General features: G+C 63.3%; 22 protein-coding genes. 8 read left to right on the forward strand and 14 right to left on the reverse strand.

Annotation, left to right across the window (positions count from 1 at the left end; all coding sequences use genetic code 11):
- Positions 1-20: 20 nt before the first annotated feature.
- The 4 genes from G6N73_RS16990 to G6N73_RS17005 form a co-directional block, all read right to left on the reverse strand.
- A complete protein-coding gene (locus G6N73_RS16990) occupies positions 21-2,333 on the reverse strand; it encodes an EAL domain-containing protein (RefSeq protein ID WP_165029648.1) in 2,313 nt (770 codons plus the stop codon).
- Between the two features lie 137 nt (positions 2,334-2,470).
- Positions 2,471-5,956: an indolepyruvate ferredoxin oxidoreductase family protein gene (locus G6N73_RS16995; RefSeq protein WP_343044650.1), complete on the reverse strand. Its 3,486-nt coding sequence runs from the start codon at positions 5,954-5,956 to the stop codon at positions 2,471-2,473.
- A 106-nt stretch (positions 5,957-6,062) separates the two neighbouring features.
- Positions 6,063-6,596 carry a hypothetical protein gene (locus tag G6N73_RS17000; protein WP_165029652.1) on the reverse strand — a complete coding sequence of 178 codons (534 nt, stop codon included), beginning with the start codon at positions 6,594-6,596 and terminating at the stop codon, positions 6,063-6,065.
- Positions 6,589-7,200: a CGNR zinc finger domain-containing protein gene (locus G6N73_RS17005; protein WP_165029654.1), complete on the reverse strand. Its 612-nt coding sequence runs from the start codon at positions 7,198-7,200 to the stop codon at positions 6,589-6,591. The genes G6N73_RS17000 and G6N73_RS17005 overlap by 8 nt, the downstream gene beginning before the upstream one ends.
- Positions 7,201-7,293: 93 nt before the next feature.
- Here G6N73_RS17005 and G6N73_RS17010 point away from each other — a divergent pair, with 93 nt between their 5' ends.
- The 3 genes from G6N73_RS17010 (at position 7,294) to G6N73_RS17020 (ending at position 10,773) form a co-directional block, all read left to right on the forward strand.
- Positions 7,294-8,199, forward strand: coding sequence for a branched-chain amino acid ABC transporter permease (locus G6N73_RS17010; RefSeq protein ID WP_165029656.1), 906 nt, complete (start codon positions 7,294-7,296; stop codon positions 8,197-8,199).
- A 175-nt stretch (positions 8,200-8,374) separates the two neighbouring features.
- Complete coding sequence (locus G6N73_RS17015; RefSeq protein WP_165029658.1) at positions 8,375-8,959, forward strand: TRAP transporter small permease subunit; 585 nt, start codon at positions 8,375-8,377, stop codon at positions 8,957-8,959.
- Complete coding sequence (locus tag G6N73_RS17020) at positions 8,956-10,773, forward strand: TRAP transporter large permease (RefSeq protein WP_206078907.1); 1,818 nt, start codon at positions 8,956-8,958, stop codon at positions 10,771-10,773. The genes G6N73_RS17015 and G6N73_RS17020 overlap by 4 nt, the downstream gene beginning before the upstream one ends.
- A gap of 60 nt (positions 10,774-10,833) precedes the next feature.
- On the opposite strand, the gene G6N73_RS17025 is transcribed toward G6N73_RS17020, so the two are convergent.
- On the reverse strand, positions 10,834-11,940 hold the full coding sequence (locus G6N73_RS17025) for a TRAP transporter substrate-binding protein (protein WP_165029660.1): 1,107 nt from the start codon (positions 11,938-11,940) through the stop codon (positions 10,834-10,836).
- A gap of 188 nt (positions 11,941-12,128) precedes the next feature.
- A complete protein-coding gene (locus G6N73_RS17030; protein ID WP_165029662.1) occupies positions 12,129-13,238 on the reverse strand; it encodes a TRAP transporter substrate-binding protein in 1,110 nt (369 codons plus the stop codon).
- A 270-nt stretch (positions 13,239-13,508) separates the two neighbouring features.
- On the opposite strand from G6N73_RS17030, the gene G6N73_RS17035 reads away from it, so the two are divergent.
- Positions 13,509-14,282 (forward strand): gamma-glutamyl-gamma-aminobutyrate hydrolase family protein, encoded by a 774-nt coding sequence (locus G6N73_RS17035; RefSeq protein WP_165029664.1) that lies wholly within the window; start codon positions 13,509-13,511, stop codon positions 14,280-14,282.
- 13 nt (positions 14,283-14,295) lie between these two features.
- Here G6N73_RS17035 and G6N73_RS17040 read toward each other — a convergent pair whose 3' ends face one another.
- The 6 genes from G6N73_RS17040 to G6N73_RS17065 form a co-directional block, all read right to left on the reverse strand.
- Positions 14,296-14,712, reverse strand: a complete 417-nt coding sequence (locus G6N73_RS17040) for a hypothetical protein (protein WP_165029666.1) — start codon at positions 14,710-14,712, stop codon at positions 14,296-14,298.
- A gap of 143 nt (positions 14,713-14,855) precedes the next feature.
- Positions 14,856-15,833 (reverse strand): 2-hydroxyacid dehydrogenase, encoded by a 978-nt coding sequence (locus tag G6N73_RS17045; RefSeq protein ID WP_165029668.1) that lies wholly within the window; start codon positions 15,831-15,833, stop codon positions 14,856-14,858.
- A gap of 356 nt (positions 15,834-16,189) precedes the next feature.
- Positions 16,190-17,245 carry a LacI family DNA-binding transcriptional regulator gene (locus tag G6N73_RS17050; RefSeq protein WP_206078908.1) on the reverse strand — a complete coding sequence of 352 codons (1,056 nt, stop codon included), beginning with the start codon at positions 17,243-17,245 and terminating at the stop codon, positions 16,190-16,192.
- Between the two features lie 43 nt (positions 17,246-17,288).
- Positions 17,289-18,230, reverse strand: coding sequence for a DMT family transporter (locus G6N73_RS17055; protein ID WP_206078909.1), 942 nt, complete (start codon positions 18,228-18,230; stop codon positions 17,289-17,291).
- Between the two features lie 94 nt (positions 18,231-18,324).
- Positions 18,325-18,795: a MarR family winged helix-turn-helix transcriptional regulator gene (locus tag G6N73_RS17060; RefSeq protein WP_165029670.1), complete on the reverse strand. Its 471-nt coding sequence runs from the start codon at positions 18,793-18,795 to the stop codon at positions 18,325-18,327.
- Between the two features lie 192 nt (positions 18,796-18,987).
- Positions 18,988-19,722 (reverse strand): intradiol ring-cleavage dioxygenase, encoded by a 735-nt coding sequence (locus tag G6N73_RS17065; RefSeq protein WP_165029672.1) that lies wholly within the window; start codon positions 19,720-19,722, stop codon positions 18,988-18,990.
- A 175-nt stretch (positions 19,723-19,897) separates the two neighbouring features.
- Between G6N73_RS17065 and G6N73_RS17070 the strand changes: the two genes are divergently transcribed.
- Positions 19,898-20,959 (forward strand): CobW family GTP-binding protein, encoded by a 1,062-nt coding sequence (locus G6N73_RS17070; protein ID WP_165029674.1) that lies wholly within the window; start codon positions 19,898-19,900, stop codon positions 20,957-20,959.
- 51 nt (positions 20,960-21,010) lie between these two features.
- Positions 21,011-21,985, forward strand: coding sequence for a WD40 repeat domain-containing protein (locus G6N73_RS17075; protein WP_165029676.1), 975 nt, complete (start codon positions 21,011-21,013; stop codon positions 21,983-21,985).
- A gap of 36 nt (positions 21,986-22,021) precedes the next feature.
- Here G6N73_RS17075 and G6N73_RS17080 read toward each other — a convergent pair whose 3' ends face one another.
- Positions 22,022-22,471 (reverse strand): hypothetical protein, encoded by a 450-nt coding sequence (locus G6N73_RS17080; RefSeq protein WP_165029678.1) that lies wholly within the window; start codon positions 22,469-22,471, stop codon positions 22,022-22,024.
- 15 nt (positions 22,472-22,486) lie between these two features.
- Positions 22,487-22,933 carry a hypothetical protein gene (locus tag G6N73_RS17085; RefSeq protein ID WP_165029680.1) on the reverse strand — a complete coding sequence of 149 codons (447 nt, stop codon included), beginning with the start codon at positions 22,931-22,933 and terminating at the stop codon, positions 22,487-22,489.
- A 203-nt stretch (positions 22,934-23,136) separates the two neighbouring features.
- Between G6N73_RS17085 and G6N73_RS17090 the strand changes: the two genes are divergently transcribed.
- Both G6N73_RS17090 and G6N73_RS17095 read left to right on the forward strand, forming a co-directional pair.
- Positions 23,137-24,522, forward strand: a complete 1,386-nt coding sequence (locus tag G6N73_RS17090; protein ID WP_165029682.1) for a glutamine synthetase family protein — start codon at positions 23,137-23,139, stop codon at positions 24,520-24,522.
- A gap of 136 nt (positions 24,523-24,658) precedes the next feature.
- Positions 24,659-25,366: a UdgX family uracil-DNA binding protein gene (locus G6N73_RS17095; RefSeq protein ID WP_343044651.1), complete on the forward strand. Its 708-nt coding sequence runs from the start codon at positions 24,659-24,661 to the stop codon at positions 25,364-25,366.
- Positions 25,367-25,474: the final 108 nt, after the last annotated feature.

Genomic DNA, 25,474 nt, shown 5'->3' on the forward strand with positions numbered 1-25,474 from the left:
TCGCCGGATTTTCCGGGAACTCAGCCCGCAGCGCCGCGTTCGGCGGATTTGATGTCCTTGGCGAAGGGCCAGATCGTGTTCGACATCGTCTCGATGCCGGAGGCCGAAAGGGCCGATCCGAACAGGAAGCCCTGCACCAGATCGGGTTTCACGGAGAGCGCCAGAATCTTCAACTGTTCGAAGGTTTCAACACCCTCGACCGTGATGATGAGCCCGAGCGGGCGCGAGAGATTGACGATGCCCTTCAACAGCTCGAGGGAACGCGGATTCTGGCCCATATCGACCAGGAAACTGCGGTCGATCTTGATCTTGTCGAGCGGCAGCTTGTGCAGATAGCTCAGGCTCGAATAGCCGGTGCCGAAATCGTCGAGCGCGATCCGCACGCCGAGCCCCTTCAACTCCTCGATGTACCGCCCGGTCAGCGACTTGTCGTCGAGCAGCGCCGTTTCCGTCACCTCGATCTCCAGCCGATGGGCGGCGAGTCCCGACTGGGCGAGCGCGTCGCGCACCTTGTCGACAACGTTGCGGTGACGGAAATCCTTGGCCGAAAGGTTGACCGAAACGCTGATCTGTTCGGGCCAGCGGGCGCATTCGGCGCAGGCGGCCTGGAGCACGAAGCTGCTGATCTCGGAGATGATGCCCATTTCCTCGGCGAGCGGAATAAAGATGGCCGGCGAGATGGAGCCGAGTTCCGGATGGTCCCAGCGGCACAGCGCCTCGCAACTCGCGATGCGCATCGTGTCCATGGCCACGATCGGCTGGTAGACGACGCGCAGGCCCTTGGCCTCGACAGTGCTGCGTAGATCCGCCTTCATGATCTGGCGGTCGCGGAACGCTGCGTCCATCGCCGATTCGAAGAGCTGCCAGTCGTTCTTGCCGAGTTCCTTGGCCTTGTAGAGCGCCAGGTCGGCCTTCACGATCATCGCATCGACTTCGGTGTCCCTGACGCGGCAGAGCACCGCGCCGCCGCTGGCCTGGATGCGCAGCACATGGCCGGCAATGTCGACATCGCCCTGCAGGCCGGCGAAAATGCCGTCCAGCATCTCGGCAAGATGGCTGTCGTCGTCGAGGCGGTCGAAATAGATCATGAACTCATCGCCTCCGAAGCGGCCGACGCGGACGCCTTCGTCGGCGAAGGCGGCTAGCCGTTCGGCGACTGCGTAGATCAGCCCGTCGCCGACCGGGTGGCCGAGCGTATCGTTGACGCTTTTGAAATCGTCGAGGTCGAGAACCGCCAGGCCGCAGAGACGGTCCCGGTCACCGGCCTGCATAAACTCGCCGACGAGTTCATGAAAATAGGCGCGGTTCGGCAGGCCTGTCAGATTGTCGTAGCGCGCCATCGAGCGAATCTTTTCTTCCGCCTCGACCCGCTGCGACACATCCTCGAAGGTGATGACGCCGAGATCCTGGCTGCCTTCCCGCGCCGAAAATTCGTAATGCTGGCCGTTGGAGAACGAGACCAGCACCTTGCGGTCGCGCCCCTCGCGCAGCGCGCGCGTGAGCTGCGCCTCGATGTAGCGGCAGTCCTTCAGCGCCAGCATGCCGCCGGCCACGCCGCGCATGAGCAGCGAATGGATCGAGCGCCCGAGCAGCGCGTCGGGCGATTTCAGCGACATCAGGTGAGCGGCTTCCGCGTTGGCGACCACGACCTTGCCGTTGGGGCCAAGCATGACCAGGCCGTGCGACATTGTGTTGAGCGCCCGGTTGAACCGCTGGGCGAGCCGGTTCGCCTTCTTCTCCTCCGAAATCGCAGTGAACAACACGTCACGAACCGTGTCGGCAAAGCGCTTGATAGCGAAGAGAAACGGCGCCGACAGCAAGCCAAGGATGATGTGATAGGGGTCGCCGCGCAGGATGAAGCCGAGCGAGATCGGCCATGTCAACGCCATGATGAAGATCATCACCATGCGCGGCGAGCCATAATTGCGGCCGGCGATGGAGGTGGCGGACGCGAGCGTGACTGCGACCGAGGCGATCTCGGCGAAACCGTCATACGCCAGGTAGATGCCGAGGAAACAGAACGTTCCAAGCATGAACCCATGCATGGAACCGTAGAGGATATAGTCGTTTTCGCGGTGACGGGCCTCCTGCCTGTCTTTCGGCGGCGGCGCGTTGCGGTACTTGCGCATGTTGCGCATGCGCAGGATCGCCACGGCGATCATGCCAAACGCCAGTAGGAGATAGAGCGGGTTCGCGGTCTTCCAATAGACTAGGATCACGAGCAGGGTTTGCGCCGCGAATCCGATCGTCAACGTCAGCCCGTCGCGGAACAACGTCTCCACGAACGGAATATAGACGTCGACGGGAATCTCGTTTTTTCGTCTCGTGGGCACGCTGGAATCCCGCTTTCGGGAGCCAAGCTTTGCCACAATCGCCTTAAAAAAGGCTTATACAGCGTATCGGCGCAATCTTTACGTCAAGGTAAGACTTGTACAATTGGCGGATACTTGGCCGCACGGAGAAAGCGGCTCTATTCGGCCGCTTCCAGCTCCGGTTTTGCCTCTGCGCTTTCAAGGCGCGCCACAAGCCGGGTCCGCTCGCCCGCAGCCTTTTCCACACTGGCCTGCTTGACGTGGCCGTAGCCGCGAATGAGAGCCGGGACTGACGCCAAGGCAGCCGCTGCCCCCATCTTCGCCGGCGTCAGGATGCGAGCGATGCGATCGACATCGGCCTCGTATCGCGCCAGCAGATCGCGCTCCATCCGCCGCTCGGCGGTGTAGCCGAACACATCGAGCGCCGATCCGCGCAGGCCCTTCAGCGACGAAAGCAGGCGGAACGCCTTCATCATCCACGGCCCGAAACTTGATTTCCTTGGCCTTCCGTCCGCGCCGCGCCGGCCCATGATCGGAGGTGCGAGGTGGAATTCCAGCCTGTCATAGTCCTGGAACTGCGCGGCCAGCTGGCGTTGGAACGAGCCGTCGGTGTAGAGACGGGCGACTTCGTACTCGTCTTTGATCGCCATCAGCTTGAAGAGGTTTTTCGCCACGGCCTCGGCGACCGCAGTGGAGCCCGGCACGGCCGCCTGCTCGGCCTTGCGGACGGCCGTGACGCGATCGGCGTAGCGCTTCGCATAGGCGGCGTTCTGGTAGGCGGTCAGGAATTCCACGCGGCGCGCGACGATCTCGTCGAGCGACTGCGCGATACCGGGCTCCCTTGGCTGGCCCGACTGGGCGATTATCGCCTTGACGAAATCCGGCCGGTGCGCGGCGCGCCGCCCCCAACGGAACGCCGCAATGTTCATGGCGACCGCCTCGCCGTTGAGTTCGATGGCGCGCTCGATCGCCTCGGCCGACAGCGGCAGGCCGCCATGCTGGTAGGCGAAGCCCAGCATAAACATGTTTGCCCCGAGCGAGTTGCCGAACAGCGCCGAGGCAGTGCGCGTGGCGTCGAAGAAGTGCGCCTTGTGTTCGCCTGCAGCCTCGCGAATGGCCTTCTTCAGCCGCTCGACGGGCAGGGAAAAATCGGCCGAGCGCGCGAAATCGCCAGGCATGATCTCGGCGGTATTGGCGACGAAGATCGTGTGGCCCTCGCGCACCGCCGCCAGCACCTTCTTGTTGCCTGAGACGACGAGGTCGCAGCCAAGAACGAGGTCCGCCTTGCCCGCAGAGACGCGGATTGCGTGTATGTCCTCCGGGGTCCTTGCGATCCGGACGTGGGAGAACACCGCCCCGCCCTTCTGAGCCAGGCCCGCCATGTCGATCATGCCGCAGCCCTTGCCCTCCAGGTGCGCGGCCATGCCGAGGACGGCGCCGATCGTGACGACGCCTGTGCCGCCGACACCGTCGATGATGGACGACCAGCCGTCACGGTCGAGCGCGAACTGTTCAGGTTCCGGCACGCCCTCGAGCGGATCGGATTTCCCGGCCATGCCTTCGGCCTTGCGGACCTTCGCGCCGTGCACGGTGACGAAGGACGGACAGAAACCGTTGACGCAGGAGAAATCCTTGTTGCAGCTCGACTGGTCGATGCGGCGCTTACGCCCGAACTCGGTTTCGACCGGCTGGATCGACACGCAGTTCGACTGGACGCCGCAATCGCCGCAGCCTTCGCAGACGAGCTCGTTGATGATGACGCGCTTGTCGGGGTCCGGAAAGGTTCCGCGCTTCCTGCGGCGGCGCTTTTCTGCCGCGCAGGTCTGGTCGTAAAGCAGAACGGACACGCCCTTCACCTCGCGCAGCCGGCGCTGCACCAGGTCGAGCTCGTCGCGGTGGTGGATGGTGGAGCCGGCCGGAAACACTATACCGGCGGCGGCATACTTGCCCGGTTCGTCGGTGACGACAGCGATGCGCTCGACGCCCTCGGCGCGCACCTGGCTTGCGATCATATCGACGGTGAGGTTGCCTTCGTGCGGCTGGCCGCCGGTCATGGCGACGGCGTCGTTGTAGAGGATCTTGTAGGTGATGTTCGCGCCCGAGGCGAGCGCGAAGCGCAATGCCAACGAGCCCGAATGGTTATAGGTGCCATCGCCGAGATTCTGGAAAATATGCTCGCGCGTCGAGAACGGCGCCTGGCCGACCCATTGCGCTCCCTCCCCGCCCATGGCGGTGAAGCCGATCGTGGAGCGGTCCATCCACAGCGCCATGAAGTGACAGCCGATGCCGGCGGCGGCGATCGAGCCTTCCGGCACCTTGGTGGAGGAATTGTGCGGGCAGCCGGAGCAGAAGAACGGCGTTCGCGCACCGATATCCTTCGTGTCCGCCAGCATCGCCTGGAACTGCTTGAGCCGGGCGACCCGCGCTGAAATCTCCTCCGACGGGCCGATCGTTTTGACGATCCGCTCGCCGAGCGCGATCGCGATGTCATTCGGATCGAGCGAGCCCTTGGCCGGGAACAGCCAGCCGCCGCGCTCGTCCTTCTTGCCGATTATCACCGGCTGCGTGGCGGTATTGTAGAGGCTTTCGCGCAGCTGGACCTCGATCAGAGAGCGCTTCTCCTCGACGACGATCACCGTCTCCAGGCCGCGCACAAAATCCGCGATGTGCTCGAAGTCGAGCGGCCAAGGGCAGCCGACCTTGAACAGCCGCACGCCGAGCTGGTTGGCGCGGGCCTCGTCGACGCCAATGTCCTCGAGCGCCTGGCGTACGTCGAGATAGCTCTTGCCGATCGTGATGATGCCGATCTTCGGATTGCGGCCGCCCGAATAGACGATCCGGTTGAGGTCGTTGGCCTTGATGAAGGCCGCCGCCGCTGCGCGCTTGTGTTCGTGCAGGCGCGCTTCCTGGCCGAGTTGGTCGAGCTCGTGGCGGATGTTCAAGCCGCCGGGCGGCATGTCGAACTCCGGAATGACGATGTTCAGCCGATCAAGCGAGGCATCCACCGAAGCCGTCGATTCGATGTTGTCCTTGACGCATTTGATCGCCGCCCACGTGCCGGCGAAGCGCGACATGGCGTAGCCGTAGAGGCCGTAGTCGATCAGTTCCTGCACACCCGCCGGATTGAGGATAGGGATCATCGTATCGACGAACAGGAATTCGGTGGCGTGCGCGTTGGTGGAGGATTCCGCCATGTGGTCGTCGCCCATCAGGGCGAGCACGCCGCCACGCTTCGACGATCCGGCGAGATTGCCATGGCGGAAGACGTCGCCGGAGCGATCGACGCCCGGTCCCTTGCCGTACCAGACCGAAAACACGCCGTCATATTTGCCTTCGCCCAGCAGTTCGGTCTGCTGCGTGCCCCAGCAGGCAGTGGCGGCAAGTTCCTCGTTCAGCCCCGGCTGGAAAACGATATTGGCGTCGGCAAGCTGCCGCTTGGCTTTCCAGAGCTGGAGGTCGAGACCGCCGAGCGGCGAGCCGCGATAGCCCGAGACGAAGCCGGCGGTACTCAGCCCCGCGCGGCGATCGCGCTCGCGCTGCATGAGGAGCATGCGCACGACCGCCTGCGCCCCCGACAGGAAGATGCGCTCCTTGGAAAGGTCGAACTTGTCGTCAAGCGCAACGTCGTGAAGCGTCATCTGCAATTCCTTCGACGTGGCAGCTCAAATCCGGCCGTCCGCGCCAGGCAAGTTTTGGCCGGAGTGTTTCGCTCATTGCCGAGAAGGTCAAACGAAATCGGGCGGGTCCGTCTCAAGCCGGAGGCGGGCATGGCTCGCCGTCGCCGCCGGACAGCTTGCCATCGGGATGGCCGACAAGATCGGGATTTGGTGTATAAGCCGGACCGACGACGAGCGGCAAATCCGGCAGCACGGACTGATCTTCAGATGAGGTCATGGTCGTCTCAATGGTCTGCATGACACGGCCGTCCGCCCCCTCGATGCGGATCGAAACCTTGTAGGGCCGATCCTTGACGACGCAGCGCAACGGCGGGCTTTCGATCGTCGTCTTTTCGAGCTTCGGCCAGATCTTCTGGCGTACGACGATCGGGGCGCCTCCTGCCGGGTCCTCAAAGCTGGCGACCGCAGTCTCGCCTTCGCGCATCGGCTGGAGCGGCCGTAGATTGACGAGATAGGTCGCGGTCGCGACCCGATAGTTGAAGACGAAAAGCTTGCCGGCGATTTCGAAATACTCGCCCTCCCCGCCGGTGTCGCGGCAGGCGCCCAGCGCCAGCATGGCGAAGAGAAGCGGCGCGAGCGTTAGACTGGCGCGTTTGACGTTACGCATGTTCGTGTTCCTCGGTGGCGGGCTTGCGGCGGCGGTAATGGCGCCTGGCTTTCTGGCGGTTTCCGCAAACCGCCATGTCGCACCACAGGCGGCTGCCGTTGCGGCTGCGGTCGAGAAACAGCCAGTTGCAGTTCCTGCAAATTCTAAGCCTGCGCAGGCTGTCCTGCGTCATCAGCGAAAGCGCCGAGACGGCCAGCGCCGCCTCCAGGGCGATCGGTGTCGCCGGGTCGCCGAACGGCTTTCCCGGCGCAGCGACAGATGAATGATCGCCGCGCAGCCCGGCGGCGCAGGCTTCCAGGAAATCAGGCAAAGCCGTGGTCGCGACCAAACCTTCGGACGCAACGCCTCGAAACAGCCGATCCGTGGTCTCGCGAATGGCGATCACTGTGGGCGCGATTCTGTGCGGATCGGCGACGGCCAGCGCACGGCCGCCAAGCTCCTCGGCGCGGAAGTCGCTGGCTGCTTCGGCGAAGCGGGCAATTTCTACCGGGTCGTCGAAACGGTCGAATGTTCGCGCCACATCGTCGCGCAGCACGACCGTGTTGGCCGCGTCAAGCGCCAGTGCGCCACCGGAGAACCGATGCTGTGTCCAGGTAACCGCCATGCGGCAAATCTAACTGGCAAATCACATTTGACAAGTTAGATTCTGCAGCGCAGTTTCGGCTCCGCCACGGAGGTCCGCGGCGGACGGACGCGCATGCTCTACTTCCTGCAGCAATTGCTCAATGGACTGCATATCGGCGCGATCTACGCGCTGCTGGCCTTCGGTTATGCGGTGAGCAACGGCGTGCTTCACCGCACCAACCTTGCGCATGGCGCCCTGTTTGCGTTTGCCGGGCAGACCATGATCCTTGTCGCGGTATTTGGCTGGCAGGTTCTGTGGCTAACGCTGCCGGCCACCCTGGCGCTCGGCATCGCCGCCGCGTTCGCCTATTCGGCGCTGACCGCCTGGATATTGTCGCGCGGCGTGTTCCAGAAGCTCGCCGGACGCTCTCCCAACACCATCGTCGCGGCGACGCTCGGCGTGTCGCTGGTGCTGCTGGAGCTTGGCCGTATCGCCGCCGAGACCCGCGACTTCTGGCTGCCGCCGCTTCTGGCTGGCCCGGTAATCTTTGCGGCGAACGACGGGTTCCAGGTGACGCTGACGGCGATGCAGATCGTCAACTGCGGCATCGCCCTCGCGGCGATTGTAGCGGCAAGCGCTATGCTGGCGCGCTCCCGCTTTGGGCGCGAATGGCGCGCCGTCACCGACGATCCCGCGGCGGCGGCGCTTTGCGGAGTTGACACCGGCCTGGTCTTCCACCGCTCGATACTGTTCGGGGCGATGGCGGCGGCGCTGGCAGGCATTCTGGCGGGGCTCTATTTCGGCAACATCAGCTTCGACACCGGCCTGGTCTTCGGGCTGAAGGTCCTGTTCGTGACCGCCGTCGGCGGCTACCTCGCGCCGGCGCGCGCCGCGCTCGGCGCGATGACGTTCGGCATCGCCGAATCGCTATGGTCGGGCTATTTTCCGATCGAATGGCGCGACGCCTGGATGTTCCTGTTCCTGGTCGCGCTGCTGGTGCTTCGGCCGGCCCGGCAGGAGCCCGGAACATCCGCGTAGTCTCACTCGCCGCAGCCGGCGCTGCATTCCCCATTTGGCACAATGACCTTGGGTACCTGCACCATCGCGTGTTGACGCGCCGCCAAACACTCGGCATATCCGATGGCATCGCGGCGCGCGAAAAAAATCCGGGGAAACGCTAAAGGCTCGCCTCGTACAAATCTGGGAGGATCGCATGGCAGGGCTGCTCGCTCTATCGAGAGCCATTGACCGTATGAACGAGTTCATCGGGAAATGGGTTTCCTGGCTGATATTGCTGGCCGTGCTGGTCAGCGCGGCGAACGCCGTCATCCGCAAGACGCTCAACATGTCGTCGAACGCGTGGCTCGAGCTCCAGTGGTACCTGTTCGGCGCCGCCTTCCTGCTCGCCGCCGCCTACACTTTGAGGCAGAACGAGCACATCCGCATCGACATCGTGTACGGCATGTTTTCCAGGCGCGTTCAGCACTGGATCGACCTCTTCGGGCACGTTTTCTTCCTGATGCCCTTCGTCCTTTTGATGATCTACTACTTCGTGCCTTACGTATCGCTCTCTTACCGCAGCGGCGAAGTTTCGACCAACGCCGGAGGCCTCATCATCTGGCCGGCGAAATCCTTGCTGCTGATCGGTTTCTCTCTGCTAGCGCTGCAGGGGATTTCGGAGATCATCAAGAAGATCGCCATCATGCGCGGCGACATGGATGATCCGACGCCCTTCATCTCGGCCCATGAACACGCTGAACTGGAAGCCAAGGCGCTGGCCGAGGAGATCCGCTCATGATCCATTTCATTGCGGAGAACATGGCGCCGATCATGTTCTTCTCGCTTATCGTCTTCATGCTTTTGGGCTATCCCGTCGCCTTCTCGCTCGCCGCCAACGGCCTGCTGTTCTTCTTCATCGGCGTCGAACTGGCGCCCTATTCGAGCAACGAGATCACGCTGTCGTGGCCGCTGCTTTATGCGCTTCCCGAGCGGTTCTGGGGCATCATGTCCAACGACACGCTGCTCGCCATCCCGTTCTTCACCTTCATGGGCATCGTGCTCGAGCGGTCGGGCATGGCCGAGGACCTGCTCGACACGATCGGCCAACTGTTCGGCCCGATCCGCGGCGGTCTCGCCTATGCCGTCATCCTGGTCGGCGCGCTGCTTGCCGCAACGACCGGCGTCGTCGCCGCCTCGGTCATCGCCATGGGCCTGATCTCGCTGCCGATCATGCTGCGCTACGGCTACGACAGGCGCGCCGCCACAGGCGTCATCGCCGCTTCGGGCACGCTGGCCCAGATCATCCCGCCCTCGCTGGTGCTGATCGTGCTTGCAGACCAGCTCGGCCGCTCGGTCGGCGACATGTATGCGGGCGCGCTTATCCCCGGCCTGGTGCTGACCTCGCTCTACCTCGGTTATGTGCTTCTCATGACGTTCGTCCGTAGGAACTCGATGCCGGCTTTGCCGCTCGAGGCGCGGACGCTCGGCCATGGCGTCGTATCGCTGCTGGTTGCGCTCATATCAGCGGTCGCGGTCGCCTATGCAGCCTCGATCTATCTCGCGTCTTCCGCCGGCGCCAACGCCGGCATCTGGGGCGCGACGATCGGCTTTGCGGCAATCTATGCCGTAGCCATCGCCGACAGGGCGCTCAAATTCAATATGATGTCTCGGCTGGCGCAGCAGGTGGTCATCGTGCTGATCCCGCCGCTGGCGCTGATCTTCCTGGTTTTGGGAACCATCTTCCTTGGCATCGCGACGCCAACGGAAGGCGGCGCGATGGGCGCGGTCGGCGCGTTGACCATGGCTGCCGCTAAAGGACGGCTGAGCCTCGATGTCGTGCGCCAGGCACTAGCTTCGACGACCCGGCTTTCATCTTTCGTGCTGTTCATTCTGATCGGCGCTCGCGTCTTCTCGCTGACATTCTACGGCGTCAACGGCCATCTCTGGGTCGAGCACCTGCTGACCTCATTGCCCGGCGGCGAGATGGGCTTCCTGATCGTCGTGAATATTCTCGTATTCTTCCTGGCCTTCTTCCTCGACTTCTTCGAACTGGCCTTCATCATCGTGCCGCTTCTGGCGCCTGCGGCCAGCGCGCTCGGTATCGACCTGATCTGGTTCGGCGTGCTCCTGGGCGTTAACATGCAGACGAGCTTCATGCATCCGCCCTTCGGTTTCGCGCTGTTTTACCTCCGCTCAGTCGCCGCCCGCGAGCCTTACCTCGACAGGGTGACCGGGAAGACGATTCAGCCCATTACGACCGGGCAGATCTACTGGGGCGCGGTTCCCTTCGTCTGCATCCAGGTGATCATGATCGGCCTGGTCATCGGCTTCCCGCAAATGGTCATGCACTACAAGGGCCCGGTCATCGACCCGAGCGACGTCGAAATCGTGGTGCCGGGCTTTGGCGGCGGGCAGCAGCAGGGGTTGCCGGGCCTGGGCCTGCCGCCGCTCGGCGCGCCGGCTCCCGCCAATGGCGGCGGCGCTCCAGCGCAGCCGGCCCAGCCCGCGCCCCCCGCCACCGATCTGTCGCAGCCGCCCAGTTTCGGTAACTCGGCGCCGGCGCAGCCGGCCCCGCCCGCCACAGACCTGTCGCAGCCGCCGAAATTCAATTGAGCGCTGCCGAAAACAGAAAGGCCCCGGGATCTCTCCCGGGGCCTTTTGCAGGCGGATGGCTCAGATATTGCCTGAGCGCTGCTGGATCATCATGAAGGTGTCGAACGTGTATTCCGACACCTGCGCCCACAGATAGGCATCCTTGCGGAACGCCATCTGGCTGTCGTAGATTTTCTTGAACGCGGCGTTCGAGGCGTTGATATCCTTGTAAGTGGAGTTGGCCGCTTCGAAACAGGCGGCGAGCACATCCTGGCTGAACGGCCGCAATTGCGCGCCGCCGGCCACCAGCCTTTTCAACGCCTCGGGGTTCTTGTGGTCGTAGCTCGCCATCATGTCGCAATTCGCGGCCTGACAGGCAGAGGTCAGAGCCGCCTGATAGCTTTTAGGCAATTCGTTCCACTTGGCCTGGTTGATCAGCGTGTGCAGCACGGGGCCGCCTTCCCACCAACCCGGATAGTAGTAGTATTTGGCGACCTTGTAGAAGCCGAGCTTCTCGTCGTCATAAGGGCCGACCCATTCGGCGGCGTCGATCGTGCCTTTTTCCAACGACGGGTAGATGTCGCCACCCGCGATCTGCTGCGGCACGACTCCCAACTTCTCGACGACCTTGCCGGCGAAGCCGCCGATGCGCATCTTCAGACCCTTGAGGTCCTCGACGGTGTTGATCTCCTTGCGATACCAACCGCCCATCTGCGCCCCGGTATTGCCGCAGGCCAGCCCGTAAAGGCCTTGCGTCGCGTAGAATTCGTTGAGCAGGTCGTTGCCGCCGCCGTAGTACATCCAGGCGTTCATCTGACGCACATTCATGCCGAAGGGAACGGCGGTCGCCAGCGCGAACGTAGGATCCTTGCCCCAGTAATAGTACGAGGCGGTGTGGGCGCATTCGACCGTTCCCGCCGCCGCCGCATCCATCGCCTGCAATCCGGGCACCAGTTCGCCAGCCGCGAAAACCTGGATGTCGAAATTGCCGTCGGTCGATTCGCGGACGTACTTCGCCATAGTCTCGGCCGCGCCGAAGATGGTGTCGAGCGCCTTCGGAAACGACGAGGTGCAGCGCCATGTGACCTTTGGCGCGGTCTGCGCGATGGCAGGCGCGGCCAGCGTTGTGGCGGCTGCCGCGCCGGCGCCGGCGAACCCGGCCCTTCTGATGAAACTACGACGATCCATTCCATTTCCTCCCAGATTGATGATGCGCCGGATCGGTCTTTGCCGAGCGCCCGGGCAGCACAATCAATGCACGGCGCGACCATTTAGTCCAGCGGGAGGGCTCCGCTGTTCCATGCATAAATCGCGCCATGAAAAAAGCCCCGGAACCTTGCGGCTCCGGGGCTTTTCTCAGGCAAGCAACTGGCGTTTCAAATCTTGCCGGCGCGCTGCTGGATCATCATGAAGGTATCGTAATTGTATTCGGCTACCTGCGCCCACAGGAAATGCTCCTTGCGGAACGCCGTCAGCGAATCCCAGATCTTCTTGAAGCCGGCATTCGATGCCGTGATCTCGGCATAGACCTCGTTAGAGGCGTTGAAGCAGGCTTCAAGGATTTCCGGGCTGAACGGGCGAAGCTGTGCGCCGTTGGCGACCAGCGTCTTGACCGCCGTCGGGTTCAGGAAGTCGTATTTCTGCAGCATGTTCGCGTCGGTAGCCTGTGCGGCGGTGCGGATCAGCGACTGATAGTTTGCCGGCAGCGCCTCGAACTTTTCCTTGTTGAACATCAAGTGGACGGTCGGCCCGCCTTCCCACCAGCCGGGATAGTAGTAGTATGGCGCGACCTTCTGGAAGCCGAGCTTTTCGTCGTCGTAGGGACCGACCCATTCGGCGGCGTCGATCGTGCCTTTTTCCAGGGCGGGATAAACGTCGCCGCCTGCAAGTTGCTGCGGCACGACGCCGAGCTTCTCGACGATCTTGCCGGCAAAGCCGCCGATGCGCATCTTAAGACCCTGAAGATCGGCAACGGTGTTGATTTCCTTGCGGAACCAGCCACCCATCTGGACGCCGGTATTGCCGCCGGGGAACCCGACCAGGCCTTGCGTGGCAAAGAACTCGTTGACGAGATCGTTGCCGCCGCCATGGTAGAGCCAGGCATTCTGGCCGCGGGCATTGAGCGCGAAGGGCACGGCCGAGGCGAGCGCCCATGTGGGATCCTTGCCCCAGTAGTAATATGCCACCGTGTGGCAGGCCTCGACCGTGCCGGCCGCGGTTGCATCCGCAGCCTGCAGGCCTGGAACAATTTCGCCAGCGGCAAAGGGCTGAATGGTGAAATTGCCATCGGTCGCTTCCGAGATCATCTTGGAAAAGACGTCCGCACCGCCATAGATTGTGTCGAGCGACTTCGGGAAGGACGAGGTGAGCCGCCAGGTAACCTTGGGATTGCTCTGGGCGACGGCCGGAGCAGCAAGCGTCGTTGCCGCCGCCGCTGCGCCGACGCCGGCGACGCCGGCCTTTGTGATGAATGAACGTCGATCCATGAATTATCCTCCACGCTTGGATCAGTACAGAACGCCGTCCAGCAGACTGGAGTCTGAATTGGGATTTCGGCGAAGGCCGCACAATACACACAGGCGGAGTCGAGTCCAGCACGCGGACGGCTTCCCGCAGGTCAAACGGCGCTGGCCCAAAACTATTGTCTAACAGTGCTTGTCGAGACCGCACGGCGCAGCGCAATCTCCCATGGAAAACCCCCGGCAGATCGCCTATTTTGCAAGCATAATGCCATTAATGCCGTAACGGAATCCGCAATGCAACAGCCGCTCGTCGCCGTCTCGACCGATGTCCGTCAATTCGAGAACTACACATGGCATGCGGCGCCCCAGCAATATCTGGAGGCGGCGATCGCAGGTGCGGGTGTCTTTCCCGTGCTCGTGCCATCCTTCGGCGATCGGCTCGATTTCGACCGGCTGTTGCTGTCGGTCGACGGCATCATGGTCACCGGCTCCAAATCCAACGTCCACCCGAGCCTCTATGGCGGCGAGGCCAGCGAGGCGAACGGCCCCTACGATCCGGCGCGCGACGCGACCACGCTGCCGCTGATCCGCAAGGCGATCGAGCACGGCGTGCCGCTGCTCGCCATCTGCCGCGGCATCCAAGAGTTGAACGTGGCGCTGGGCGGCACGCTGGCCACCGAAATCCAGGAGCGCGAGGGCTCACTCGATCATCGCGCGCCGGTGAGCGACAGCCAGGATGAACGCTTCGCCATCCGGCAGAATGTGTCGATCAAGCCGGGCAGCTGCCTCGCAGGTGTTTTCGGAGCCGGCGATATCATGGTCAATTCGGTCCACCGCCAGGGGATCGGCCGGCTCGGCTCGAGGCTGCAGGTCGAAGCTGTAGCGGCCGACGGCACCGTAGAAGCCGTATCGGTCAAGGATTCGCGCGGCTTCGCCGTCGGCGTGCAATGGCATCCCGAATACTGGGTGAATTCGGACAGCGCCTCGGCAAAGATATTCCGCGCATTTGGCGATGCAGTGCGACTGCACGCGGCAGCGAAAGCCGGCGTCAGGACCGCCGCCGAATAAGCTAATCGTAAACTCAGTCCGCCTCGTCAAGCGAGATGAGCGGCGTCGACGGCTCGAACGATTCATAAGCTACGCCGTCGCCGACCGAGAAGCTGACGATTGCATCGACGCCGTTCTCGGTGAACGCGACCGAGCCGTCCTCATGTTCCTGCCAGAATTTCGCGCGCTCGATGCCGGGAAGAAGTGTCGCGCAGGCGGGCTCGATTTCGAGTTCCGACCGGTCCTCGGCAACCCGATCGCCGCGCGTAACCGCACAGGAAACGTTTGCGCTCGAACGCAGACGGAACATATCGCCGTCCGACGCCTGAGTTCGCGGCATGGCGATAGAAGATGCGGCAATGGCCTGGCGGTCGCCGTCCGGCCCGGAGGAAAGCACGCCGGCTGCCACGAGCAGTCCGGCGGCTACGACAGTCGAAATCGCTAAATTCATATCAAGAGGCCCCTCACATCGGCGCAGTGCCCGGATTAAAGTGCTGAAGCGCCCTTATGTCCCGACGGCGGCGCTCCAATGATTCGCAAACATGAATCGCCGAGCGTTTAACCTTCGTTAACAAATGCGGCAAAGCCGCGGCGTCACGCCGACTTGGCGACGCCCGCCGTCTCCGGTACCGGCGTCAGCGGCTTTCCCTCGGAAAACCAGGCGACGAGATTATCCACGACCAGATCCGCCATGGCGTTGCGCGTGTGGACAGAAGCCGAGCCGACATGCGGCAGAAGCGTCGCGTTGGGCAGGTCGATGAGCGCCTGCGGAACGCGCGGTTCGTCGGCAAAGACATCGAGGCCCGCCGCCCGGATCACGCCGCCGGAAAGCGCCGCGATCAGCGCCTCCTCGTCGACCGTGCTGCCGCGGCCGATATTAACGAACACGCCGTCCGGCCCGAGCGCCCTCAGGACCTCGGCATTGACCGCCTTTTCGGTCGAAGCCGTGCCGGGCGCGACGGATATCAGCGTATCAACGGCGGCTGCAAGGCCTGCCAGGGTCGGATGGTATTCGTAGGAAAGCCCCTCGACGCGGCGCCGGTTGTGATAGGCGATCGACAGGCCGAACGCCTCCAGCCGCTTTGCAATGGCCATGCCGATGCGGCCCATGCCGAAAATGCCGGCATGCCGCCCGCGCAGCGTCGCCTTGGTCAAGGGATAAGGCCCCTCCTTGACCCAGCGGCCCTGCCGCAGCCAGTTTTCGGCGCGCGCCAATTCGCGCACCGTGTTGATGAGCAGGCCGAGCGCTGTATCGGCCACTTCCTCGGTCAGCACATCGGGCGTATTGGTCACCATCACGCCCTTGGCGGCGGCGTGGCGGGCGTCGACCGCGTCGTAGCCGACGCCGAAACTGGCAATGATTTCGAGATTGGGCAGGGCGTCGATGAAGGCTGCGTCGATCGCCGTCATCGCGGCGACGCCGCGCACCGTGCCTGCCAGTCCGTCGGAGATGAGCGACTTATCGGCCCTGTCCAGGCGGACCATTTTGAAAGCCTTGTCGACACGCGCCAAGGCGCGCTCGTGCAGCCGGCCTGGAACGAGGATGGTCACGGCGGAGCGGTCGCTGGTCATGTCGGATTTCTTTCAGGAAGCCTTCGAGGGACGATGGCCCTGCGGCCGAGGACGTACGCCAGACCGGCGTCGCCGTGATTTGCCAGAACAGCAAATTCCGACCGCAGGGGCGCCGAGCGCGAGAGCGCCTGCTGGCCGATCACCACTCGAGCACGAAAAAACTTTAGCATAGGAGCGCGCCGCCGGGCAATTACGGATGCGGAATGTTGCCTTAGGGTGTGTTGAGATTCAGGTCAGGCCGAGGCGAAAATGGTGGATTTCGAGAACCGGAACACAGCGTACGTTCAGGTACGCGAGTACCGGAAGCGGAGAAAGCTGCCATTTGCAGGCCGGCCTCACCTGAATATCGACACGCCCTAGCCGCGCTCCCGCGGCTTGCCCGTCGACTGGCGCACATGAAGTTCGGGCCGGATCAATTCCTGCGATGGCCGCACGGCCTGGCCGTTCAGCTTGTCGAGCAACGCGCTGGCCGCACGGCGGCCGACTTCGCGCTGGCCGTTCCACACTGTGGTCAGCGCCGGCGTGGCGATAGCCGCCTCCTCGAGATCGTCGTAGCCGGTGACCGAAATGTCGACGCCCGGCACCAGCCCGGCGCGCGCTATGCCGTTCATCAGCCCGATCGCCACCAGATCGTTCCAGCAGACCGCCGCCGTCGGCTTGTCCTTCAGCGCAAGGAACTGGCCGGCCGCCTCGAAGCCGGCCTGCTTGGTGCGCGGACCGGGAATGCGCCAGGAAGGCTTGACCTCCAGCCCGGCATTTTCCATCGCCGTCACATATCCCTGGAAACGGTCGCGGCCGGTCGAGGTCTGGTCGGTGCCGCCGATCATCGAGATGCGGCGATGGCCGAGCGAAATCAGATGGTTGGTGGCGAGCCCGGTGCCATAAGCGTCGTCGCCACGAAACACCGGCACTTCCGCGCCTTCAACAGTACGGGCGATCAGCACCGCCGGCAGGCCGTTCTCCTCGGCCATCAGAATGTCTTCCGGCGGCGTGCCGATAGCCGGCGACATGATGACGCCATCGGCGCCAAGCTGCAGCAGCGTATCGATGAAGGTGCGCTGCTTTTCGAGCTGATCGTAATGGTTGGACAGGATGAAGGTTTGCCGGCTGCGGTCGAGCTCGCTTTCGATCGAGCGCAGGATCTCGGCGAAGAACGGGTTCATGATGTCGTGGACGACGACACCGACGATGCCCGAGCGCGAGGTGCGCAGGCTGGCCGCCCGGCGATTGTAGATATAGCCGATGGCGCGCGCATGTTCCTTGATGCGTTCGCGCGTCATGCCGGCAACGAGCGGACTGTCGCGCAGGGCGAGCGACACGGTGGCGGTCGAGACGCCGAGCGCGTCGGCAATCGTCGAAAGCTTGATCTTTTGCGCCAGTTCGCCCTCCCCGGCTGCGCCTTCAGCCAGCATTTAAACTGTTTAAATTTGGCTTACGGCACGGCCCGATGCGGAGTCAAAGCTTTTTTGCCAGCTCGGCATTTTCCGTATTGGGCGCGGTACGGCTGGCGAGGCGCAGCCTGTGCTCGCGATGGACGATATAGAGGCCGCTCGCCACGATGATGGCGGCGCCGCCGAGCGTCCAGCTGTCGGGCAGCTGTCCGAAAACCAGGTAGCCGAGACCGATCATCCAGACCATCTGCAGGTAGGGATAAGGCGCCAGCGCCGTCGCCGTTGCCTGCCGGTAGGCCTTGATCAGCAGCCAGTGGCCGAAACCGCCGAAGAAGCCGAGCGAAATCAGGATGACCCAGTGGAAGGGTTCCGCCGGCAGCGACGCCGTGTAGGGCACCACTGGCGCCATCAGGACGACCGGCGCCAGCGCGGAATAGAAGATCAGGCTTTCGGCGGTCTCCGACGCGGCCATGTGCCTGGTCATGATCACGTAAGAGCAATAGCAGAGCGTCGAGCAGATGGCGTAGACATGGCCGATCTCGAATACGCCGACGCCCGGACGCGTGATGACGAGAACCCCGACGAAGCCGGCGATGACCGCCATCCAGCGACGCCAGCCTGCCCATTCCCCGAGCAGCGGCCCGGCCAGCGCCGTGATTACCATCGGCGCGAAGAAATAGATCGACATGGTCTCGGCGAGTTGCAGCGATCTCAGCGCCGCGAAGTTGAAAATGGTCGAGCCAAACAGGAACAGGCCGCGCAGGATCTGGCGCGGCAGGCTCCCGACCTTGAACATCGCCGGGTTGTTCCAGGAGCGGAACAGGATCAGCACCAGCACGACATGGACGGCGAAGCGCATCCACGAGACGAACGGCGCCGCCATGCCCGACAGAACCAGATATTTCGCGCTGGTGTCGAGGAAGGAAAACAGCAGGCCCGCGCCGAATACGAGCAGGATCGCCGACACTGGCGTGGCGGCTTCGGGTCTGTTTTCAGGTGCGTTCAATGTCGGCAGTCGGCTGAGAGTGTATGTTCAGAAGGCTTTTGGGCGCGCGGACTGTCCTGCACAACCCCAAAACGTCTGGTCCAGCGGACGGAGTTCAGTCTTCGAGCTCGACGTCCTCGTCGACCTCGGCCGCCACCGCGCCATTGAGATTGGCTTCGATGCGGGACAAGAGCTTCGACAGCGCCTTCTGCTCCTTTTTGTCGAGCCCGCGAAATGCCTGCTTCTCGGTCTTGCGCACCGATTTCTCGATGCCGCGGATCGTTTCCCGGCCGGCTTCCGTCAGGAAGATATGCGCCTGCCTAGCATCGGAATCGGAAGCGCGCTTTTCGAGGAAGCCCTGCACCTGCAGCCGGTTTATGGTCTTGGTGATGGTGGGCGGGCGCACGCCGAGCCGTGTCGCCAGCTGGCCCGGCGTCTGGCCGTCCTGCTGGTCGAGCGCCAGCATGATCTGGTCTTGCCCGGCATAGAACCCTTGAGACAGGAGCCGCGCCGCAAGCGCTGTCCGCGACAGGCGCGCCGCCGAATGCAGCCGGCTCATCGTTGCGCTTTTATCCGCCTTGGCCATTTGACACCCCTAGGCTTCGCACCGCCTCCGACAGGATAGTCGCGGCGGCCTCGTTGACAATCGCGATCTGACGGCTGGGCCGGCATTTCCGGACCTTTGCCGGCAAGCAAACCCATCGCCGACCGTGCTAATGCCAGAGCTGTATTTCAGTTAGATGACAAAGGAAAATTTTCGACGGAAAATCGGGCGATCTCACGCTCCCGCGTTGACCGCGATGATCATCAGCGCCTCGTAAGCCGATTGCGTTTCGCGCAGCGCCGCCTGCGACAACGGCCCCGCCCGCCTGGCGATCCCGTCCTGGCTGTTCCACACGTCGCGCTTTTCGGGACGCTCGTTGTAGGGCGCGACATTGGAGAACAGGTGCTCGCTGAGATCGTCGGGAAAGAATATCTGCCCGGTCATCACCGAGCTTTCGTCGGGAAAAACCTTGAAGTGAATATGCGTGGTGCGTCCGCGATACCAGCCGGGATAGATGGTCTTGAAGGAGACGAGCCCCTGTTCGTCCGTATGTTGGACACCGCGCAGGAATTTCTCGCCCGTCGTGTCGATGTCGCGGCCGTCGCCCTGCCCCGGATAGCCGGAGTAGTGGCCCCTGGCATCGCAATGCCAGACATCGACGCGCGCCTTCGAAAGCGGCCGGCAGTTCTCATCGACCACCTGCAGGCGCAACATCAGTTCCACGCCTTCGCGGCCTTCGGTGATGTCCTGCCGTTCTAGCTCGGGGTCGAAATAGAACGGCCCCTCGGTGGTCTCCGGCGTGATCGCGCACAGGCCTGCGCCCGGCATCAGCAGCGAAGCGCCCGCAAACGGAGAATCGCTTGCCGCCAGCGCTTCGGCGGGCAGGAACGCACCGCCGCCGGCGGTCACGGCGATCAGGCCCAAGGCCCGCCGGCGGGTGAGTTGGATGGTCTGCGGCTCAGCTTTCATGGAACGCACCCTTGCTGCAAAGCGATCGCCCAAAAAATCGAATCTAACGCCGGACCCGAACCTGTCCCAATGAATTTTCTGTAATGCGCCGGCCGGAAATCTGGCCTCGATTGCGACGTGCAAAACCGGTTTCGCCGTCCTATATGGGAGCGACCAATCCCTATCGAGGACCATCATGAGCGACGCACAGACGCAGATTCCCGTTACGGTGCTCACCGGCTATCTCGGCTCCGGCAAGACGACGCTGCTGAACCGCATCCTTTCGGAAAACCACGGCAAGCGCTACGCCGTCATTGTCAACGAATTCGGCGAGATCGGCATCGACAACGATTTGATCGTGGAATCCGACGAGGAAATCTACGAGATGAACAATGGCTGCGTGTGCTGCACGGTGCGCGGCGACCTTATCCGCGTGGTCGAGGGCCTGATGCGGCGGCCTGGACGCTTCGACGCCATCATCGTCGAGACCACCGGCCTCGCCGACCCGGTGCCGGTTGCGCAGACCTTCTTCATGGACGAGGACGTGCGCTCCAAGACCAGCCTTGACGCGGTCGTTGCCCTGGTCGACGCCAAGCACCTTCCGCTCCGGCTGAAGGACAGCCGCGAGGCCGAGGACCAGATCGCCTTCGCCGACGTAGTGGTGCTGAACAAGACCGATCTTGTGACTCCGGAGGAACTGCGCGATGTCGAAGCGGCGGTCCGCGCCATCAATCCGGCCGCGAAGATCCATCGCACGACGCGCGCCGGCGTGAAGCTGGACGAAGTGCTCGACCGCGGCGCCTTCGACCTGAAGCGGGCGCTCGAAAACGATCCGCATTTTCTCGATGGCGACTACGATCATGAACATGATCATGATCACGACCATCATGACCACGATCACGGGCACCATCATCATCATCACGACGGCCACGACCACGGCGCGGTCTCGCCGATCCACGACGTGACCGTCCAGTCGGTCTCGCTGCGCGGCGGAGAGATGGATTCGAAGAAATTCTTCCCCTGGATCGAGAAGGTCACGCAGATGGAAGGCCCGAACATCCTGAGGCTGAAGGGCATCATCGCGTTCAAGGACGACCCGGAGCGCTATGTCGTCCAAGGCGTCCACATGATCGTCGAAGGCGACCACCAGCGTGCCTGGAAGGACGGCGAGAAGCACGAGAGCCGGCTGGTGTTCATCGGCCGCGAACTCGACGCCGAACGGCTGAAGAAGAGCTTCGACGCGTGTCAGGCAGCTTGAGGGCTTTCGGCAATGTCCTCGCTCTCCCCATCCTGCAGCGACGCCTGATCCATGCCCACAGTCGCACCGCTCGATCTTTCCGGCCATTGCATTGCCGCCGCCTTCCTGAAAGGTGTGCCGCATTTCGCGCTCGCCGACGGAACCATCCATCGCCTCGACCACGGCCACAAGACATCGCAGGCCAATGACGGGCTGCTCTGCGCCACGCTCGACCTGGCCGACGCGAAGCTGATCACCGGCGGCGAGGACGGCAAGGTTTTCGCCACCGGCCCGGACGGCGAGGCGGCGGTCGTCGCCGAGGCCGGCCGGAAATGGATCACCAGCGTCGCCGCCGGCCCGCAAGGCGCAATCGCCTTCGCTACCGGCAAGATCGCGACCGTTCGGTTTGCCGACGGGCGGGCGAAGGAATTCGTGCATTCACGCTCGGTCGAGGGCCTGGCCTTCGCGCCCAAAGGCATGCGCTTCGGTGTCGCCCGCTACAATGGCGCGACGCTGCATTTTCCTGCGACCGAGGGCAAGCCGGTCGAGCTCGAATGGGCCGGCGCCCATACCGGCATCACCTTCTCGCCCGACGGCAACTTCGTCGTCACCACCATGCAGGAAAACGCGCTGCACGGCTGGAAGCTCACCGACGGCAAGCACATGCGCATGAGCGGCTATCCGGCGAAGGTCAAAAGCCTGTCCTGGAGCGCAAGGGGCAAATGGCTGGCGAGTTCGGGCGCGCCCGCGGCGATCGTCTGGCCTTTTTCGGGCAAGGATGGCCCGATGGGCAAGGCGCCGCTGGAACTCGGCACGCGCGGCAACTCGATGGTCACCTCGGTCGCCTGCCATCCGAGCGAGGAGATCGTGGCCATCGGCTACCACGACGGCATGATTATCGCCGCGCGCTTCGCCGATGCCAAGGAAGTGCTGCTGCGCCGCCCCGGCAAGGGCGCGATCACCTCGATGATGTGGGATGATGACGAACGCCGCATCGCTTTCGGCAGCGAAGCCGGCGATTGCGGCGTGATCGACATCACCGGCTGACGAAGGAGCTGAATAAACGGTGACAGAACGTCGGCTTCACCGGTCGTTCTTCATGAATACCTCTAAAGCTCCTGCCCGGCACGCATGGAAAACTCCAATAAACGCCGCTTCACGGGCGGACACGTTGGTCTTTCCCCAATAGGAAGCGTTCGTCTTTTGATTGGAAGACGGAAAAGAAGGCAGCGTGTCTCCCACGCAGCGCAGGACATGGGCTCTCACAGCTGCCACGCCACACTCCGCGCCACGCTTGTTAAGCCCTTCATGCCGCAATTCTCTGATCCTTTTATCAGCTCCGGTTAGCAGGAATTGTCTCTCTGCTTGAGAAACGCCTCTAGCCATGAGAAGGCGTTGCAACGCGTTGCGCTCCGCTGCAACTGCGGCCGGGGGGCATGCCGCTTCAGCATCGACGGTCATACAAGCGAGTAGTAAGAACCCGAAGGCCGGTAGAAATTTGTGGGAAATGCGCGAATTGGAGATTTGTTGCATTGCGCTAACCAAGGCTCACTCGACCCCGCAGGAAATCTTACCGGTATGGGTGACCGTGCTGCCCTGCCCGTTGTTGCCGCCGGCATCGTACGCCGTGAAGGAATAGGTGCCGCTGTATTCGATGTCGTCCCCGGCCGCCATTGTCAGGATGATGATTTCGACCGATCCGAAGATGTCCGTATCGCGCTCGCGATAGAGCACCATGTTCAGGTTCTCGCCGTGAGACCAATACTGCGGCAGATTCCCACCGTCGAACGTGGTCTTGCGAAGATCGTCGCCGATCGTCGCGTTATCGACTTCCGACGAAGCGCGGAAATCGAAAACCGGAAACCCCATTCCGCGGGTCACTCCGCTCTGGATGCTGATCTTGACCGGTCCGCCTACATTGTCGCACCAGAGCCCGCCGGATGCGTGGGCCGGCGCGGCTGCAGCCAGCGCGGCGGCCAGAATGATGAAGCGCACGTGATCCCCCCATTTTGCGCATGGATGAACAATAGACAGCCGGCCGAAGCGAGGAGTCAACGGCTGTAGGGGCGGTTCAAGCCAGCGCTGGTTTCACCCGCCACCGCCAAGCACCAGGTCGACCGGCTCATCGCAGCATTCGGCGATATTGCCGCCGAACTCGCGGCATGAGACAAGCCCCTTTCCGGCAACAGGGCAGCATCATGAAGTCCCCATCAGGTTCGACCGCCGAAGAAGCGGCGGCGTTTCTAAACCAGCACCCCGAGATCGAAGCGTTCGATATCGTGGTGACGGACGCCAATGGCGTCGGCCGGGGCAAGATCATCCGCCGCCACGAGCTTGCCGCCATTTACGAGAGCGGCCGGCACATGCCGATCTCCATCCTCGGCCTCGACATCACCGGCGAGGATGTCCACGAGACAGGCCTGATCTGGGATTCCGGCGACGGCGATTTGCGCGCATGGCCTATCCCCGGCACGCTGAAGCCGCTCCATGGCACCAGCCCCGCGCGCGGTCAGGTGCTGATGTCGATGTACCATCTCGACGGTTCGCCGATGACCTCCGACCCGCGCCATGCCCTGGCGCGGCAGGTCCGGAAGCTGGCGGAAAAGGGCCTGCATCCGGCAGGCGCCTTCGAGCTCGAATTTTTCCTGCTCGCCAATGAGCGCGACGCGGAAGGCCGCGTGCAGCCGGCGGGCGCGGTGCTCGACGGCCGCAAGAGCGGCAAGACCGAGGTCTATTCGGTCGATCATCTGCACGGCATGGAGCCGCTGTTTTCCGACATCTACGCCGCGGCGAAGGTGCAGGGGATTCCGGCCGAGACCGTGATTTCCGAATATGCGCCGGGGCAGTACGAACTGACGCTGCACTACCGCAAGGACATCATGCAGGTCGCCGACGACCTCGTCATGCTGAAGCGTCTGGTGCGGGCTGCGGCGCGCAGGCACGGCGTCACCGCCTGCTTCATGGCCAAGCCGATCGAGAAATATGCCGGCTCCGGCATGCACCTCCACGTCTCCATGCTGGACGATTCCGGCCGCAACATCTTTTCAGAGGCAGAAGAAGGAAAATGGGCGCCGGCGCTGCTCCATTCGCTCGGGGGCCTTGCGGCGACGATGCCGGAAGCCATGCTGGTGTTTGCGCCGCACGCCAATTCATGGCGGCGTTTCGTGGCGCAGTCCTACGCCCCGATCGCGCCGACCTGGGGCGTCAACAACCGCTCGGTGGCGCTGCGCGTGCCTGCCGGCGACGTAAAGAACCGCCGCATCGAGCACCGCCCGGCCGGCGTCGACACCAACCCCTACCTGGTTGCTGCGACCGTGCTCGCCGGCATTTCAAAGGGGCTGGATGAAAAGCTCGATCCCGGCCCGGAGACGACCGGCAACGGCTACGAGAACGCACCGAAACTGCCCGGTGCGCCGGGTGACTGGCGCTCGGCGATCGAGGCCGCGGAGGCTTCCGAATTCCTGAAGGAAGCGCTCGGGCCGGATCTCCACCGTACCTTCACGGCAATCAAGCACGCCGAGTATCTGCGCGTGGCCCGTACGGTGAGCGAGCTGGATTATCACCTCTACCTGCACGAGGTTTAAGCGGAATAAGGGGATAGTTTACTTTTTACCCCTTGCGCGAGATCGACGCGGCCACTGCCTTTCGGGGGTAAGAAAGTAAACTGTCCCCGGCGTTCCGCATTCCGGAACCTCCTCCTGCCCCGCTCATTCCTGCAATGTGCGAGGTGAAGAGATGATTGCGAGAATTTCTGCCGAGCCAGCTGCGCGCCACGCGAAGGCGGAGGTCAGGCACTGGCCGGAACCCAAGCCGACGGATGAGGGCGAAGGCGGCGACACGACCTCGATCGACGAGTTGCGTGAGGTAGCCGAGGCCTGCCGCCGCTGCGCGCTGTGGCGCGATGCGACACAAACGGTGTTCGGCGAAGGCCGGCAGCAGGCAAGGGTGGTTTTCGTCGGCGAGCAGCCCGGCGACCAGGAAGACCTCGCCGGCAAACCGTTCGTCGGCCCGGCGGGCAGGGTTTTCGACCAGATTCTTGCGGAGGCCGATCTCGACCGCACGATCACCTACGTCACCAATGCGGTAAAACATTTCAAGTTCGAGCAGCGCGGCAAGAGGCGCATCCATTCCAAGCCGAATGCTGGAGAAATCCGGGCCTGCCGCTGGTGGCTGGACAATGAGCTGCGGCTGATTCAGCCCGATCTTGTGGTGGCGCTCGGCGCGACGGCGGCGCAGTCGCTGCTCGGCAAGGCAGTCCCGATAACCAAGATGCGCGGCGACCTTGTGCAGCGCGAGGACGGCCTCCGCATCTACGTGACAATCCACCCGTCATTCATCCTGCGCATTCGCGAGCGGGCCGACAAGGAGGCCGAGCGCGCGCGGTTTTTGGACGACATGAAGGCGGTGAAGAAACTGATGGCGGCGTAAACGAAGAGGTGCGTCCTTCGAGGCTCACCCGCTCGCACCTCAGGATGAGGAGGTTGTTTGCGCTTCATAATCGGGTGTGTTCACATAATAATTTCGGGAGGGGCGGGA

It is taken from the genome of Allomesorhizobium camelthorni (genome assembly GCF_011045125.1).
Classification (GTDB): domain Bacteria; phylum Pseudomonadota; class Alphaproteobacteria; order Rhizobiales; family Rhizobiaceae; genus Allomesorhizobium; species Allomesorhizobium camelthorni.

Excerpts from the sequence above, each read along its gene's own strand:
- G6N73_RS17045 (WP_165029668.1), bottom strand. The coding sequence starts at position 15,833 with ATGACCAGCGACCGCTCCGCCGTGACCATCCTCGTTCCAGGCCGGCTG.
- G6N73_RS17030 (WP_165029662.1), bottom strand. The coding sequence starts at position 13,238 with ATGGATCGACGTTCATTCATCACAAAGGCCGGCGTCGCCGGCGTCGGC.
- G6N73_RS17080 (WP_165029678.1), bottom strand. The coding sequence starts at position 22,471 with ATGCAACAAATCTCCAATTCGCGCATTTCCCACAAATTTCTACCGGCC.
- G6N73_RS17070 (WP_165029674.1), top strand. The coding sequence starts at position 19,898 with ATGAGCGACGCACAGACGCAGATTCCCGTTACGGTGCTCACCGGCTAT.
- G6N73_RS17010 (WP_165029656.1), top strand. The coding sequence starts at position 7,294 with ATGCTCTACTTCCTGCAGCAATTGCTCAATGGACTGCATATCGGCGCG.
- G6N73_RS17075 (WP_165029676.1), top strand. The coding sequence starts at position 21,011 with ATGCCCACAGTCGCACCGCTCGATCTTTCCGGCCATTGCATTGCCGCC.
- G6N73_RS17035 (WP_165029664.1), top strand. The coding sequence starts at position 13,509 with ATGCAACAGCCGCTCGTCGCCGTCTCGACCGATGTCCGTCAATTCGAG.
- G6N73_RS17050 (WP_206078908.1), bottom strand. The coding sequence starts at position 17,245 with ATGCTGGCTGAAGGCGCAGCCGGGGAGGGCGAACTGGCGCAAAAGATC.
- G6N73_RS17020 (WP_206078907.1), top strand. The coding sequence starts at position 8,956 with ATGATCCATTTCATTGCGGAGAACATGGCGCCGATCATGTTCTTCTCG.
- G6N73_RS17065 (WP_165029672.1), bottom strand. The coding sequence starts at position 19,722 with ATGAAAGCTGAGCCGCAGACCATCCAACTCACCCGCCGGCGGGCCTTG.
- G6N73_RS17040 (WP_165029666.1), bottom strand. The coding sequence starts at position 14,712 with ATGAATTTAGCGATTTCGACTGTCGTAGCCGCCGGACTGCTCGTGGCA.
- G6N73_RS17025 (WP_165029660.1), bottom strand. The coding sequence starts at position 11,940 with ATGGATCGTCGTAGTTTCATCAGAAGGGCCGGGTTCGCCGGCGCCGGC.
- G6N73_RS17015 (WP_165029658.1), top strand. The coding sequence starts at position 8,375 with ATGGCAGGGCTGCTCGCTCTATCGAGAGCCATTGACCGTATGAACGAG.
- G6N73_RS17005 (WP_165029654.1), bottom strand. The coding sequence starts at position 7,200 with ATGGCGGTTACCTGGACACAGCATCGGTTCTCCGGTGGCGCACTGGCG.
- G6N73_RS17060 (WP_165029670.1), bottom strand. The coding sequence starts at position 18,795 with ATGGCCAAGGCGGATAAAAGCGCAACGATGAGCCGGCTGCATTCGGCG.
- G6N73_RS17000 (WP_165029652.1), bottom strand. The coding sequence starts at position 6,596 with ATGCGTAACGTCAAACGCGCCAGTCTAACGCTCGCGCCGCTTCTCTTC.
- G6N73_RS17090 (WP_165029682.1), top strand. The coding sequence starts at position 23,137 with ATGAAGTCCCCATCAGGTTCGACCGCCGAAGAAGCGGCGGCGTTTCTA.